The following is a 13,329-nucleotide window of genomic DNA, read 5'->3' on the forward strand; positions in this document are numbered from 1 at the left end:
CAGGGGCTTCGTCTATCTCGGGGCAGACTGCGGCCTACGCAGGATGCCCCAACCGGAAGGGGTGTACGCCTGTGCCGGCACTCGTGCTCGTTGGCGCTCAGTGGGGGGACGAGGGCAAGGGGAAGGCCACCGACCTCCTCGGCGGCTCCGTCGACTACGTCGTCCGCTACCAGGGCGGCAACAACGCCGGTCACACGGTGGTCATCGGCGACCAGAAGTACGCCCTGCACCTGCTCCCCTCCGGCATCCTCAGCCCTAACGTGACGCCGGTCATCGGCAACGGCGTCGTCATCGACCCGGGCGTGCTGCTCTCCGAGCTGAGCGGCCTCAACGACCGTGGCATCGACACCTCCAAGCTGCTGATCTCGGGCAACGCCCACCTGATCACGCCGTACCACCGCACCCTGGACAAGGTCACCGAGCGCTTCCTCGGCAAGCGCCGGATCGGCACCACCGGCCGCGGCATCGGCCCGACCTACGCGGACAAGATCAACCGCGTCGGCATCCGGGTCCAGGACCTGTTCGACGAGTCGATCCTGCGCCAGAAGATCGAGGCGGCGCTGCACGACAAGAACCAGATCCTGGTCAAGCTCTACAACCGCCGCGCCATCCCGGCCGAGCTGGTCCTCGAGGAGTACCTCGGCTACGCGGACAAGATCAAGCCCTTCCTCGCCGACACCACCCTCGTCCTGGACCAGGCGCTCAAGGCGAACAAGGTCGTCCTGCTGGAGGGCGGCCAGGGCACCCTGCTCGACGTCGACCACGGCACGTACCCCTTCGTGACCTCGTCGAACCCGACCTCGGGCGGCGCCTGCACCGGCGCCGGCATCGGCCCGACCAAGATCGACCGGGTCATCGGCATCCTCAAGGCCTACACCACCCGCGTCGGCTCCGGCCCGTTCCCGACCGAGCTGCTGGACGAGGACGGCGAGGCGCTGCGCCGCATCGGCGGCGAGCGCGGTGTCACCACCGGCCGTGACCGTCGCTGCGGCTGGTTCGACGCGGTCATCGCGCGCTACGCGACCCGGGTCAACGGCCTCACCGACTTCTTCCTCACCAAGCTCGACGTGCTCACCGGCTGGGAGCAGATCCCGGTCTGCGTCGCGTACGAGATCGACGGCAAGCGGGTCGAGGAACTCCCGTACAACCAGTCCGACTTCCACCACGCCAAGCCGATCTACGAGACGCTGCCGGGCTGGACCGAGGACATCAGCAAGGCCAAGACCTTCGCCGAGCTGCCGAAGAACGCGCAGGCGTACGTGAAGGCGCTGGAGGAGATGTCCGGCGCGCCGATCTCCGCCATCGGCGTCGGCCCGGGCCGCGACGAGACGATCCAGATCAACTCGTTCATCTGAGCCTGATCCGGTCGAGGGCCCTGCGGGACGTCCCGCAGGGCCCTTCGCTTTGCCCGCTCCGCCGATTTTGCACTAGTGCAGATATCCATTGCATCTAGTGCAGCATGGCGCTACCTTTCCGGCATGACCGCACAGCCGCCCACGCCCGTGACCCTCACCGGCCGCCACGTCCGCCTGGAGCCCCTCGGCCGTCACCACCTGCCCGACCTGTGGGCCGGCGTCGGCCCCGACCCGGAGGTCTGGCGCTGGGTCCCCTCCCTCCCGCCCGCGACCGAGGAGGACCTCGGCGCGATGCTCGACGCCCGGCTCGCCGAGGTGGCGGCCGGGTCGGCGGTGAAGTTCGCCGTGATCGACCTCCCCAGCGGCCGGGCCGTCGGCGTCACCGGCTACTACGACTTCAGGCCCGTCGACGAGGTCGTCGAGATCGGCGGCACCTGGTACGCCCGCTCGGTCTGGCGCACGCCCGTCAACACCGAGGCCAAGCTGCTGCTGCTCTCGCACGCCTTCGACGACCTGGGCATGGGCCGGGTCTACTGGAAGACGGACGCGCTCAACGAGCGCTCCCGCAACGCGATCCTGCGCCTCGGCGCCCAGTACGAGGGCGTCCACCGCCGCGAGAAGCGGCGCGCCAACGGCGTGTGGCGCGACACCGCCTACTTCTCGATGCTCGCCGACGAGTGGCCCGCCGCCCGGATCCGCCTCGTCGAGCGCCTTTCGCGCGGTCCCCGACCCTCCGTGCGCCCCCGTTCCTGAACGGCCGCCCGGGAGTTGTCCAGGGTGCCAGGCAGGAACCGCGATGGGAGTAGGGAACCGATGACCCAGCAGTGGCAGAAGTCCACCAGCAGCACCCGGGACGGCGGCGACTCCGTGGAGGTGTCCGTCAACGAACGGGGGCTGATCGAGGTCCGCGAATCCGAGAGCCCCGACGCGATCATCGTCACCACCCCGCAGAAGTTCGCGCTCTGGATCGAGGGCGTGAAGCGCGGCGAATTCGACCACTTCGGCGACGGCTGACCGCACCCTCCGGTGGCCCCCCTCCCGGCGGGGGGCCACCGCTGCCGCGCGCTATTTCTTCTCGACGGCGGCGGAGGAATGGCGGACGACGAACTCGCGTTTTACGGAACGCGGTTCGCGGGGTTGGGCGTTGACCAGCCAGACCAGCCAGCCGACGAATAGGACGGCGAGCAGGAGGGCGGACAAACCGGCGACGAGCAGGCCGTTCACCGGGTGGCGGGAATGCGGTGGGCGGGGGTGAGAAGCAGCGGAAGCGGCATGACAGTCTCCGGTCGGTGATGTCGAGCGTGCCGACCATGCATCTGGTGTGTATTTACGGCTGATTGGCGGCTGTTTAGGCCACAACAAGTCAGTGACTGACGCGGGAACGACCATAGGGTCGAGGTGCAAGACTTGCTACCGAGCGGGAGAACGTTCACTCCATCGTGGGGTATCCCCCATTTCAGTAGCTAGGGCCGGGTAAGCACGGCACACTTCACCGGAAGCATCGACCCGAGCCGCGATCCGGAGAAGAGAGTCATGCCACCCCGCTTGTCGCCGACCGTGCGTCAGCAGCGCCTTGGCATCGAGCTGCGCAAGATGCGCGAACGCGTGGGCGTGACGCCCAAGAGCCTGGCCGCCACCCTGGGCACCGACCTGCCCAAGATCTCGCAGATGGAGAACGGGAAGTCCGGCATCAGCGCCGACCGGCTCCGGCTCTGGGCCCGCACCTGCCACTGCGCCGACGGCCCCTACCTCGACGCGCTGCTCGCGATGACGCAGGACCGGCGCAAGTACTGGTGGGACGGCTACCGCGGCCGGCTGCCCGGCGGGCTCATCGACATCGCGGAGATGGAGCACCACGCCGAGTCGCTGGCCATCCTGCACACCACCTTCATCCCCGGACTGCTGCAGACCTCTGCGTACGCCTCCGCGGTGTTCGCACGGGTCCGGCCGCCCATGCCCCAGCCGGACGCCGACGCCCGCACGGCGTTCCGGATCCAGCGCCAGCGGCTGTTCACCGAACGCCCGAAGCCGTACGCCGCGTACATCCACGAATCCGCGCTGCGCATGCAGTTCGGCGGGGCGGTGGTGCTGCGCGACCAACTGCTCGGCGTACTGGAGCATTCCGAGCGGCCCGGGGTGGAGATCCGGACCATCCCGTTCAGCGTCGACACCTTTCCCGGGTCCGGAGAGAGCCTCTACCTCGCCCGCGGGCCCGTTCCCGAGCTCGACACCGTACAGATCGACCTCTCGAACGGGCCGAAGTTCGTGCACACCGACACCGAACTGCAGACGTACCGACAGATCAAGGAGGAGACCGCCGCGGTCGCCCTCGGGCCGGCCGAGTCCCGGGACTTCATCCGGGCCTTACTGAAAGACTTCTCATGACTGAGTGGCGGAAGTCCTCGTCCAGCGGCGAGAGCAACGAGTGCGTCGAGATCAGAGCCGCCGACGGTCTGGTGGAGATCCGCGAGTCGGACCGCCCCGAGATCGTCGTCCGGACCACGCCGCGCAAGTGGGCCGCGTTCGTCCGCGGGGTGAAGGCCGGGGAGTTCGACCGGTACAGCGACTCCGTCGGGCCCTGAGCCACGCCCGCCCCCGCCCCCGAGCACGAGCAGCACCGCCCCTGAGCAGCACCGCCCCTGAGCCTGCCCCCTCCCTGAGCCGCACCGTCCTCCCGGCCCGGCGGCGGTAGGCTTGGCAGCCCACAGTGGACCCCTGCGCCTGGCACAGCACTCCGGGTGGGGTGCGCGTGCGGGAGAAATCGGAGCATCCGAGGATGGCTCGGCACCTGATCACCAGCGCCCTTCCGTACATCAACGGGATCAAGCACCTGGGCAACATGGTCGGGTCGATGCTCCCGGCGGACGTCTACTCCCGCTACCTGCGCCAGCGCGGCCACGAGGTGCTCTACATCTGCGCGACCGACGAGCACGGCACGCCCGCCGAACTGGCCGCGCAGGAGGCCGGGCTGCCCGTCGCCGAGTTCTGCGCCCAGGCGCACGACGCGCAGAAGGCGGTGTACGACGGCTTCGGGCTGTCCTTCGACCACTTCGGCCGCAGCTCCTCCCCGCAGAACCGCGAGATCACCCAGGAGATCGCCCGCGAACTCCAGCGCAACGGCTTCATCGAGGAGCGCGCGATCCGGCAGGTGTACTCCAACGCCGACGGCCGCTTCCTGCCGGACCGCTACATCGTCGGCACCTGCCCGCACTGCGGCTACGACAAGGCGCGCGGCGACCAGTGCGAGAACTGCACCCGGGTGCTGGACCCGACCGACCTGCTGGAGCCGCGTTCGGCGATCAGCGGCAGCTCCGACCTGGAGGTCCGGGAGACCAGGCACCTGTTCCTGCTCCAGTCGGAGCTGACCGACGAGGTCGAGCAGTGGATCGCCGCCCACGGCGACGACTGGCCGGTGCTGGCCTCCTCGATCGCCCGCAAGTGGCTCACCGAGGGCCTCCAGGACCGCGCGATCACCCGCGACCTGGAGTGGGGCGTCCCGGTGCCGGCCGACGTCTGGCCGGAGCTGGCGGCCGAGGGCAAGGTGTTCTACGTCTGGTTCGACGCCCCGATCGAGTACATCGGCGCCACCAAGGAGTGGGCGGACGCGGCCCCGGCCGGGCAGGCCCGGGACTGGAAGTCCTGGTGGTACGAGGCCGACCACAGCGTCCGGTACACCGAGTTCATGGCCAAGGACAACGTCCCGTTCCACACCGTGATGTTCCCGGCCACGATCCTCGGCTCGCGCCAGCCGTGGAAGAAGGTCGACTACGTCAAGGCCTTCAACTGGCTGACGTACTACGGCGGGAAGTTCTCCACCAGCCAGAAGCGCGGCATCTTCACCGACGTCGCCCTGGAACTGCTGCCGGCCGACTACTGGCGCTACTTCCTGATGGCGCACGCCCCCGAGTCGGACGACTCCAGCTTCACGTGGGACCTCTTCGCCTCCGTCGTCAACAAGGACCTCGCCGACACCCTCGGCAACTTCGTCAACCGGGTGCTCACCTTCAGCCGCAAGCGCTTCGGCGACGCCGTCCCGGCCGGCCACGCGCCCGGCGAGGCCGAACAGCGCCTCGGCGAGCAGATCGCCGCCCTGCTGGCCGAGTACGAGGCCCAGTTGGACGCGCTCAACTTCCGCAAGGCCGCGCAGGGTCTGCGCGCGCTGTGGAGCGCGGGCAACGCGTACCTGGACGAGAAGGCGCCCTGGCTCCAGGTGAAGACCGACCCGGACGCGGCGGCGCTGACCCTGCGCACCGCGATGAACCTGATCCAGCTGTACGCGGTGGTCTCCGAGCCGTTCATCCCGACCGCGGCGGCGGCGATGCGCGGCGCCTTCGCCCTGCCCGCGGACGCTCCGGCGGCCGGCCTGTCCTGGGTCGGCCCGGAGCAGGCGCGGGCACTGGACCTGGTGCCGGCCGGGACGGCGTTCACCGTGCCGCCGGTGCTGTTCGCCAAGATCACCGACGAGGACCTGGCCGGCTGGACCACCCGCTTCGGCGGCCAGGAGGGCTGAGCCCCGGCGGACGGCCCGGGGCCCGGGCTGTCCGCCACCCGCCTGACACCGTAGGGAATCTGACGCATCATCACCGATGCTTCGCCCAGGGCATCGGCACCCCACCCGGCGGCACCGCACTGCCCCACCGACCGGCGTCGGTTCGCCGATGCCCTGCCGTCACACGCCGGTACGCTTCCAGCCATGGATGTTGACCTGGTCACCGCCCTGCGGGCGATCGCCAACCCGACGCGCCTGCAACTGCTGGCATGGTTGCGCGAACCCGAACGCCACTTCCCCCTGGAGGAAGCGGTCGCCGACCCGCGCGAGGTCGGCGTCTGCGTCAGCCACATCCAGGCCAAGGCCGGTCTCGCCCAGTCCACCGTCTCCGCCTACCTCGCCGAGCTCCAGCGCGCCGGCCTCGTCCGCGCCACCCGCATCGGCAAGTGGACCCACTACCGCCGCGACGAGGCCCGCATCGCCGCCCTCATCACCGCTCTCGGCCACACCCTGTAGGCCTCTGCCTGTGGGCTCCTGCCTGTGGGCCTCTGCCTGTGGGCCTCTGCCGCAGCCGGGCGGAGACTCCCCGCCCGGCTGCGACCGGCTCGGCCGCACGGCCGTCAGGCGGCCTTGCGGGCGGTGTGGACGGTCATGGCCGAGAGGAAGAAGGCGTCCGAGCGGTTCAGGATGCCGGTGGGGGTGTCCTCGGCGAGGAGGGCGTCGAGGGTGGTGCGGTCCTCGGGGGCGAGGTTGTCGGCGAGCTGGTCGCGCAGGCGGGCGAGCTGGGTGTGGAGGTGCTCGCGGGCGGGGCGGGCGAGCGGGGCCGGGTGGTCGATCAGGAAGGTGCGGGTGCCGCTGGGGGTCAGGCCTGCGCGGGTGAGCATGGCCGGCCAGTCCTCCACCTCCTCGATGGCACCGGGCAGTTCGGCGCGCATGGTGCTGAAGCCGTCCTCGTGCACGGCGTCGAGCCGGGCCTGGAAGCCGGGCCGGCCGAGGCCGAAGTCGCGCGGCAGGTAGCGCATCGGCAGGCCGCGTTCGGCGACGGCCAGCAGGCCGCCGGGCCGGAGCGTCGCGGCGAGGGAGGTCAGGGCGGCCTGCTGGTCGCCGAGGTGGTGGATCGCGTTGCCGGACCAGATCAGGTCGGCCTCGCCGAGCTTGCCGAACTCGGCGGGCAGGTCGGCCTGCTGGGTGCTCAGACGGCCGCCGGAGCGGGCCCGGGCGCGCTCCAGCAGGGCGGCCGACTGGTCGACGGCAACCGTCTCGGCCTCGGGGAAGGCGTCCGCGAGCAGTCCGGCGATCACCCCGGGCCCGCTGCCGACGTCGAGGACCCGCCGCACCCCGTCGGTCTCGCCGCGCAGGGACCGCAGCCACTGCGCGGCCCCGGTGATGGCGGGGGCCCGCAGTTCGGCCTCCCGCTCCAGGTGGGCGGCGAGGGCGTCCCAGTCGAAGTCGGCGGCGGGGACGTCGCCGTGGTGGTGCCCGTGCTGGTGGCCCTGGCCGTGCCGGTGCTGGTGTTCGGACATCGTGGGTTCTCCGATCGTGGGTGACGGAAGGTCGGACGGGTGACGCCGGTCGAATGGGCGACGTCGGCGAATGGGTGACGCCGGGCGCGGGCGCCGGGGGGAGCTTCCCCCGCTCAGGCGGGGACGGCGGCGCCGGACGCGCGGTGTTCGGCGACCGCCCGTCCGACCTCCTCCGCGACGAGGTCGTGGTCGAGGTCGAACGCCGCCGCCGCGCCCGCCCCGGCGGCGACGACGACCTGCGCCCGCGGGTCGGCGACGTTGCCGACCGCCCAGACGCCGGGGACGCTGGTGCGGCCGGCCCGGTCGGTGGTGACCCAGCCGTTCTCGTCCCGGACGCATTCCAGGCCGAACAGCAGCGCGTCCCGGGGCACCGGCTGCGGGAAGACGAACACGGCCTCGCGCGGCACCACCCGGCCGTCCGCGAGTTCCACGCCGCGCAGCCGGTCGGCGTCCGTCACCAGCCGGGTGATCCGGCCTTCGACGACCCGCACGCCGCGGGCGGCGAGCCGCTCCCGCTCGGCCCCGGTCGGCGTGAGGGTGTGCGTGATCAGGACGACGTCCGCGGACCACTGCCGGAGCAGCAGCGCCTGGTCGACCGCGCCCGGGCCGGTGCCGAGCACGCCGAGCGGGCGGTCGCGGACCTCGTAGCCGTGGCAGTACGGGCAGTGCAGCACGTCCCGGCCCCAGCGTTCGAGCAGGCCCGGGAGCTCCGGGAGCCCGTCGCGCAGGCCCGTGGCGACGACCACCCGGCGCGCGTGCAGCACGGGGCCGCCCGCCAGGTGGACGGCGAAGCCCGTCCCCGCGGCTTCGGCATCCGCGACGGCCTCGACGTGGTCGACCCGGGCGTCGATCAGGTCGACCCCGTAGCCGGCGACCTCCGCCCGGCCGACCTCCAGCAGCGCCGCCGGGGGCATGCCGTCCCGGCTCAGGTACCCGTGCATGTGGGCGGAGGGGGCGTTGCGCGGCTGTCCCGCGTCCACCACCGCCACCCGGCGCCGGGCCCGGCCCAGCACCAGCGCGGCGCTCAGCCCGGCCGCGCCCGCGCCGACCACCACCGCGTCGTAGTCGTCCCGGGGGGCCGTCGGCCCTGCCGTCCTCATCGTGTCGCCCATGGCGCTCACCTCCACCGCCAGGCTGCGACCGGACCGGCCGTATCGGCAAGCTTTGTTGCCGTTTTCGCAAACAACGCACCCCGACCGGTCCCCGCCCGTCCGCTCCGCGCCACGGGCCCGAACTCACCCGGCGGACGGGGATCCGGACCGGCCCTTGCCATGGAGTGCACTCCAACTCCTAGCCTCTGACGCACCACCGGCCCACCACCAGGGGGAGCAGCACCATGCGATACCGCGTTCTCGGCGGCACCGGCATCGAAGTGAGCACCTACTGCCTCGGCACGATGATGCTCGGCTCCGTCGGCAACCCCGACCACGACGACTGCGCCCGGATCATCAACACCGCGCTCGACCACGGCATCAACTTCGTGGACACCGCCGACATGTACTCGGCGGGCGAGTCCGAGGAGATCGTCGGCAGGACGCTGGCCGCCCGCGGCGACCGCGACGAGATCGTGCTCGCCACCAAGGGGCACTTCCCGATGGGCGAGGGCCGCAACCGCAGCGGCAACTCCCGGCGCTGGATCCTCCGGGCGGTCGAGGACAGCCTGCGCCGGCTGCGCACCGACCGGATCGACCTCTACCAGATCCACCGGCCGGACCACACCACCGACGTCGAGGAGACCCTGTCCGTCCTCGGCGACCTCGTCCGGGCCGGCAAGATCCGCGCCTTCGGCTGCTCCACCTTCCCCGCCGAACAGATCGTCGACGCGCACCACGTCGCCGAGCGCCGCGGCCTGCCGCGCTTCCGCACCGAGCAGCCGCCGTACTCGCTGCTCGCCCGCGGCGTGGAGCGCGACGTGCTGCCCGTCGTCCAGCGGCTCGGCATGGGCGCACTGACCTGGGGCCCGCTCGCCTCCGGCTTCCTCACCGGCCGCTACCGCAAGGACCGCCCGGCCGACCTGACCACCGGCCGCCCGACCATCAACCCGGGCCGCTTCGACCCGGCGCTCCCCACCACCGCGGCCAAGCTGGAGGCCGTCGAGGCCTTCACCGCCCTCGCCGGGGACCTCGGCCGCACCCTGCCCGAACTGGCCGTGGCCTTCCCGCTGGCGCACCCCGCCGTCACCTCGGTGATCCTCGGCCCGCGCACCCACGACCAGTTGGAGGCGGCCCTCAAGGGCGCCGACCTGGTCCTCGACGACGCCACCCTGGACCGCATCGACGCCATCGTCCCGCCCGGCACCAACGTCTACCACCCCGACGGCGTCTGGCAGCCCCCGTCCGTCACCACCCCCGCCCTCCGCCGCCGCCCCACCACGGACCGCCCGGCGGGATAGCCGAACCGGCCGCCCCCGTGAGTGCGACATGGTGCATTACGGCGCGACACACTGGCCTCATGAAGACCATCACGCAGCGCGAACTCGCAGCGCGGTCCAAGGCCGTGCTCGACGATGTCGAAGCCGGCGAGATCTACCACATCACTCGCAACGGCACCGAGATCGCCGAAGTCCGGCCGATCAGCAGTCGCCGCCGATTCGTCCCCGTCGAGGAGCTCCAGCGAAAGTGGCGGAACGCGCCGACGGTCGACGCGACGCAGACGCGCGCGGAAGCCGACGCCTTCTACGGCGATGAGGACCGGATCGGCGGCGACGACCCGTGGGAGCGGAAGTGACCGGGCGACGCCAACGCGGACTGCTCGACACCTGCGTCGTGATCGATCTGCCACAGATCGATCCACAGCTCCTGCCAGCCGATGCCGCGCTGTCGTCCATCGTGCTGGCCGAACTCGCCCAGGGCGTCGCCATGGCCAAGGACCCGGTGCAGATGATGGCCAGGGCCCAGCGACTCGCGGACGTGGAGGCGGAGTTCGCCACCCTCCCCTTCGACCGCGAGGCAGCTCGGCGGTTCGGCACCCTGACCACCCTCACGATCCAGGCCAAGCGGGACCCCCGCCCCACCGCATGGGCCTGATGATCGCGGCAACCGCGGCCGGCCACGGCCTGCCGCTCTACACGCGGAACGCGGGCGACTTCGTCGACCTGGAGCAGGGCGTCGAAGTCATCCCCGTGTGAAGAACGGCCCCGCTCCAGTGGTGCCGTCGCCACTTCCGGACGGGTCGCCGCCACCGGCCGCCCGCGAGAAGCCGCTACTCCCTCGGGGCGGCGAAGCAGTGGACCACGACCGTGCGGTCGGCGGCCCACTGCTGTTCGCCACTGCCGAGCCAGGTCCAGCCGAGGCGGCGGTAGCAGGCGTTCGCCGGGGCCGCGGTGGCGAGGACGTCGAGGACGGGGTGGAGGCCGAGCGCCCGCGCGTGCGCCACGGCGGCCGCCGCCAGCTGTGCGCCGATCCGGTGGCCGCGCGCCGTGGGGGCGACGTAGAGCCGGCCGATCACGGCGGTGAGTTCCGGGCGGCCGCCGGTGCGGCGGCTCCACAGGCCGGGGGCGACGTCGCCGGGGGCACTGCGGGACAGGCCCACGTGCCCGACCGGGCGGCCGTCCAGTTCGGCGACCCAGGCGGCGAGCAGGCCCCCGGGGGTGAGCCAGGCGGCGGGGCGGTCGGGCCAGTCGGCGGGGTAGCCGTCGGTGGCGTGGACGTCGCCGAGCACCCGGACGCAGTCGGCGAGGTCGGTGACGCGGCGCCGTCGGACGGACACCCCTGCCCCGGCCTGCCGCGAGCCGGACGCGACGACGTTGGCGCGTTCTTCAAGGTCAGCCATGCCGGTACGTTACCGGCCGGGCCCCACCGCCGCAGCAGGTCGGCGACCCCGGTCGGATCCTCATCCCCACCGCCGGCCGTCGGCCGACGCTCCGTCAGCCGAACGTGCGGCCGGGCGCGCCCAGGCGCTCGGGCGCTCCGGCGGGCCGTCAGGCGATCGCGGCCGACACCACCGCCGCGACCGCGATGTTGCAGCTGGCCGAGACCCAGACCGCCGGGTGCGGCTCCGGCTCGACCAGGATCTCGCCGAGCCTGCCGGGCGTCAGCAGGTCCACCGCCCAGAAGGCGACGGCCATCAGCACCAACCCGAGCAGGCCGTAACAGGCGGTCGAGAGCAGGCCCTTGGCGAAGTCCGCGTAGGTGTACATGATCGCGGTGAAGACGATGCCGCCGATGCCGAGCAGCGCGGAGCTGAGCAGCACGGCGGCGTTGCGGTTGCGCTCGACCCAGATCTGGTGGCCGAGCCTGCCGGGCGTCAACAGGTCCATCAGGCCGACACCGAGCAGCAGCAGCACCACCCCGAGGGCTCCGTAGGCGGCCGCCGCGCCGAGCCCGTGCAGGATGTCGTTCATCGTGGTCCCAGCCCCCGGTCCGCTCGCCGATCCCCGACCGGCCTGGTCAAGGGTTGGCAAAAGATACCCCACCGAGGTGGGCGGCGGACCGGGGAAGCAGGACCCCTGACCTCAGTGGGGGATCAGTGTTCCTCGTGCACCAGGTGGTCGACGCAGGCGGCGATCGCGAGCAGCAGGCCGGTGTCGGCGCCGTCGGCGATCTCCACGCCGTAGGTGTCCCGGATCCGGAACCACTTGCGGGAGATCCGGGCGAGGTCGTCGCCGTGGTGGTTCTCGATCCGGTAGTCCTTGTCGATCAGGTTGCCGTGGATCTTCAGCTCGCCGCCGGAGGCCAGCTCCACCAGGTACTTGTCGCGGAACGGGGTGAACAGCTTCTCCCGGACGGTCGCGATCACCTCGCCCTCGGCGTCCTCGATCTTCATCGCGTCGCGGACGGTGAACGCCTTCTCCTTCACCACCGCGACCACCCGCCCGTGCGCGTCCTTCAGCTCGAAGGTGTGCCGCAGCCGCAACACCTTGCCGTCCACCAGGTACGCCTTGTGGCCCCGGTCGTCCTCGATCCAGTAGTCGTCTCCGACTGCGAACAGCTTCTCCCTGACCAGGTACCGCACAGCGGCCTCCTCCGTGTCGACGTGACCCCCATTCGACCCGATCCCCCCGCCCGCCGGGAAGCACCGCCGCACACGGGCGTTCAATGGCGGCATGCGTCCCGACCCCACCGCCCCGCTGCACAGCGAGCGCCTCGACCTCCTCCCGATCGGCCCCGAGCACGCCGAGGAGCTGGCCGCCGCCCTCGCCGACCCCGCCCTGCACGCCTTCACCGGCGGCTCCCCGGCCACCGCCGACGACCTGCGCGTCCGCTACGCCCGGCTCGCCGCCGGCTCCCCCGACCCCGCCGAGACCTGGGGCAACTGGGCGCTGCGGCTGCGCGCCGACGGCCGCCTCACCGGCTACGTCCAGACCACCGTCCGCCCCGAGGCCGCCGAGCTCGCCTGGGTGGTCGGCACCCCCTGGCAGGGCCGCGGCCTGGCCACCGAGGCCGCCCGCGCCCTGCTCTCCCACCTCGCCGCCACCGGCGTCGGCACCGTCACCGCCCACATCCACCCCGACCACCACGCCTCCGCCGCCGTCGCCCGGGCCCTCGGCCTCACCCCCACCGACGAGCAGCAGGACGGCGAGACCCGCTGGCAGACGGAGCTCCCCCGACCCTGACCGCCGACCTGACCCAGACCCGGACCCGGACCCGGCCCCGGACCTGACGCCCTCAGTCCTCCTCGCCCGGCGCCGGATGCGGGTTGACGGCCTGCCCGTCGATCGGCTGCCCCCAGTAGTCGTCGCCCTCGGCCCCCACGCAGTACCCGGAGCCCTCCACCCACCCCCCGGCGTCCTGGCACTGCTCCGCGGTGACGTCACGCGGAGCAGGCCGGGCGGCGGCCGCCGCCGAGGCGGCGCCGGCACCGGTGGCGAGCAGGACAGCGGTCGCGACCGTCAGGGCCGACCGGAGCAGGGGTGAGGTGACCATGCGGACAACGACAGCACGACCCCCCGCCCCCACCCCGCCGACACGCCCAGCCCCCTGCCCGCACCCCCACCACGACCGCCGCCCCGGAATGCCGCCCT

18 protein-coding genes are annotated in these 13,329 nt (G+C 72.3%); 11 read left to right on the forward strand and 7 right to left on the reverse strand.

Translation table 11 applies throughout. The features are described from left to right. Positions 1-71 precede the first annotated feature (71 nt). From ACFVTF_RS00360 to ACFVTF_RS00370, 3 genes are all read left to right on the forward strand, one after another. Complete coding sequence (locus ACFVTF_RS00360) at positions 72-1,355, forward strand: adenylosuccinate synthase (protein WP_371517739.1); 1,284 nt, start codon at positions 72-74, stop codon at positions 1,353-1,355. 123 nt (positions 1,356-1,478) lie between these two features. Next, a complete protein-coding gene (locus ACFVTF_RS00365; RefSeq protein WP_387807235.1) occupies positions 1,479-2,108 on the forward strand; it encodes a GNAT family N-acetyltransferase in 630 nt (209 codons plus the stop codon). 60 nt (positions 2,109-2,168) lie between these two features. Next, complete coding sequence (locus tag ACFVTF_RS00370; protein ID WP_350880617.1) at positions 2,169-2,369, forward strand: DUF397 domain-containing protein; 201 nt, start codon at positions 2,169-2,171, stop codon at positions 2,367-2,369. Between the two features lie 51 nt (positions 2,370-2,420). Here the strand turns inward: ACFVTF_RS00370 and ACFVTF_RS00375 are convergent, their stop codons facing one another. Further along, positions 2,421-2,579, reverse strand: coding sequence for a hypothetical protein (locus ACFVTF_RS00375; protein ID WP_350880619.1), 159 nt, complete (start codon positions 2,577-2,579; stop codon positions 2,421-2,423). A 309-nt stretch (positions 2,580-2,888) separates the two neighbouring features. On the opposite strand from ACFVTF_RS00375, the gene ACFVTF_RS00380 reads away from it, so the two are divergent. From ACFVTF_RS00380 to ACFVTF_RS00395, 4 genes are all read left to right on the forward strand, one after another. Further along, a complete protein-coding gene (locus ACFVTF_RS00380) occupies positions 2,889-3,740 on the forward strand; it encodes a helix-turn-helix domain-containing protein (RefSeq protein ID WP_371517742.1) in 852 nt (283 codons plus the stop codon). Further along, complete coding sequence (locus ACFVTF_RS00385) at positions 3,737-3,937, forward strand: DUF397 domain-containing protein (RefSeq protein ID WP_063348346.1); 201 nt, start codon at positions 3,737-3,739, stop codon at positions 3,935-3,937. The genes ACFVTF_RS00380 and ACFVTF_RS00385 overlap by 4 nt, the downstream gene beginning before the upstream one ends. Positions 3,938-4,131: 194 nt before the next feature. Then, complete coding sequence (metG, locus tag ACFVTF_RS00390; RefSeq protein ID WP_387807238.1) at positions 4,132-5,865, forward strand: methionine--tRNA ligase; 1,734 nt, start codon at positions 4,132-4,134, stop codon at positions 5,863-5,865. A 183-nt stretch (positions 5,866-6,048) separates the two neighbouring features. Continuing rightward, positions 6,049-6,360 carry a helix-turn-helix transcriptional regulator gene (locus ACFVTF_RS00395; RefSeq protein WP_063348348.1) on the forward strand — a complete coding sequence of 104 codons (312 nt, stop codon included), beginning with the start codon at positions 6,049-6,051 and terminating at the stop codon, positions 6,358-6,360. 104 nt (positions 6,361-6,464) lie between these two features. Here the strand turns inward: ACFVTF_RS00395 and ACFVTF_RS00400 are convergent, their stop codons facing one another. Both ACFVTF_RS00400 and ACFVTF_RS00405 read right to left on the reverse strand, forming a co-directional pair. Further along, a complete protein-coding gene (locus ACFVTF_RS00400; protein ID WP_387807241.1) occupies positions 6,465-7,367 on the reverse strand; it encodes a class I SAM-dependent methyltransferase in 903 nt (300 codons plus the stop codon). 113 nt (positions 7,368-7,480) lie between these two features. Next, a complete protein-coding gene (locus ACFVTF_RS00405) occupies positions 7,481-8,479 on the reverse strand; it encodes an NAD(P)/FAD-dependent oxidoreductase (protein WP_387807244.1) in 999 nt (332 codons plus the stop codon). A 224-nt stretch (positions 8,480-8,703) separates the two neighbouring features. Here ACFVTF_RS00405 and ACFVTF_RS00410 point away from each other — a divergent pair, with 224 nt between their 5' ends. The 3 genes from ACFVTF_RS00410 to ACFVTF_RS00420 are packed head-to-tail and all read left to right on the forward strand — an operon-like array spanning position 8,704 to position 10,393. Further along, a complete protein-coding gene (locus tag ACFVTF_RS00410) occupies positions 8,704-9,759 on the forward strand; it encodes an aldo/keto reductase (protein ID WP_387807246.1) in 1,056 nt (351 codons plus the stop codon). Between the two features lie 59 nt (positions 9,760-9,818). Beyond that, a complete protein-coding gene (locus ACFVTF_RS00415; RefSeq protein WP_371517747.1) occupies positions 9,819-10,094 on the forward strand; it encodes a type II toxin-antitoxin system Phd/YefM family antitoxin in 276 nt (91 codons plus the stop codon). Beyond that, a complete protein-coding gene (locus tag ACFVTF_RS00420; protein ID WP_387807249.1) occupies positions 10,091-10,393 on the forward strand; it encodes a type II toxin-antitoxin system VapC family toxin in 303 nt (100 codons plus the stop codon). The genes ACFVTF_RS00415 and ACFVTF_RS00420 overlap by 4 nt, the downstream gene beginning before the upstream one ends. Positions 10,394-10,568: 175 nt before the next feature. Here the strand turns inward: ACFVTF_RS00420 and ACFVTF_RS00425 are convergent, their stop codons facing one another. The 3 genes from ACFVTF_RS00425 to ACFVTF_RS00435 all read right to left on the reverse strand — a co-directional run bounded on the left by ACFVTF_RS00425 (position 10,569) and on the right by ACFVTF_RS00435 (position 12,320). Then, a complete protein-coding gene (locus ACFVTF_RS00425) occupies positions 10,569-11,138 on the reverse strand; it encodes a GNAT family N-acetyltransferase (RefSeq protein WP_371517749.1) in 570 nt (189 codons plus the stop codon). A gap of 148 nt (positions 11,139-11,286) precedes the next feature. Then, a complete protein-coding gene (locus tag ACFVTF_RS00430; RefSeq protein ID WP_387807252.1) occupies positions 11,287-11,709 on the reverse strand; it encodes a DUF350 domain-containing protein in 423 nt (140 codons plus the stop codon). 122 nt (positions 11,710-11,831) lie between these two features. Beyond that, the gene (locus ACFVTF_RS00435) at positions 11,832-12,320 is read right to left on the reverse strand and encodes an LURP-one-related/scramblase family protein (protein WP_387807255.1); all 489 of its coding nucleotides are present in this window, start codon (positions 12,318-12,320) and stop codon (positions 11,832-11,834) included. Positions 12,321-12,411: 91 nt separating this feature from the next. Between ACFVTF_RS00435 and ACFVTF_RS00440 the strand changes: the two genes are divergently transcribed. Beyond that, positions 12,412-12,921, forward strand: a complete 510-nt coding sequence (locus tag ACFVTF_RS00440) for a GNAT family N-acetyltransferase (protein ID WP_387807258.1) — start codon at positions 12,412-12,414, stop codon at positions 12,919-12,921. Positions 12,922-12,973: 52 nt separating this feature from the next. Here ACFVTF_RS00440 and ACFVTF_RS00445 read toward each other — a convergent pair whose 3' ends face one another. Continuing rightward, the gene (locus ACFVTF_RS00445) at positions 12,974-13,231 is read right to left on the reverse strand and encodes a hypothetical protein (RefSeq protein ID WP_387807261.1); all 258 of its coding nucleotides are present in this window, start codon (positions 13,229-13,231) and stop codon (positions 12,974-12,976) included. Positions 13,232-13,329 lie beyond the last annotated feature (98 nt).

It is taken from the genome of Kitasatospora sp. NPDC057940, from assembly GCF_042887425.1.
In the GTDB taxonomy this organism is placed as follows: Bacteria; Actinomycetota; Actinomycetes; order Streptomycetales; family Streptomycetaceae; genus Kitasatospora.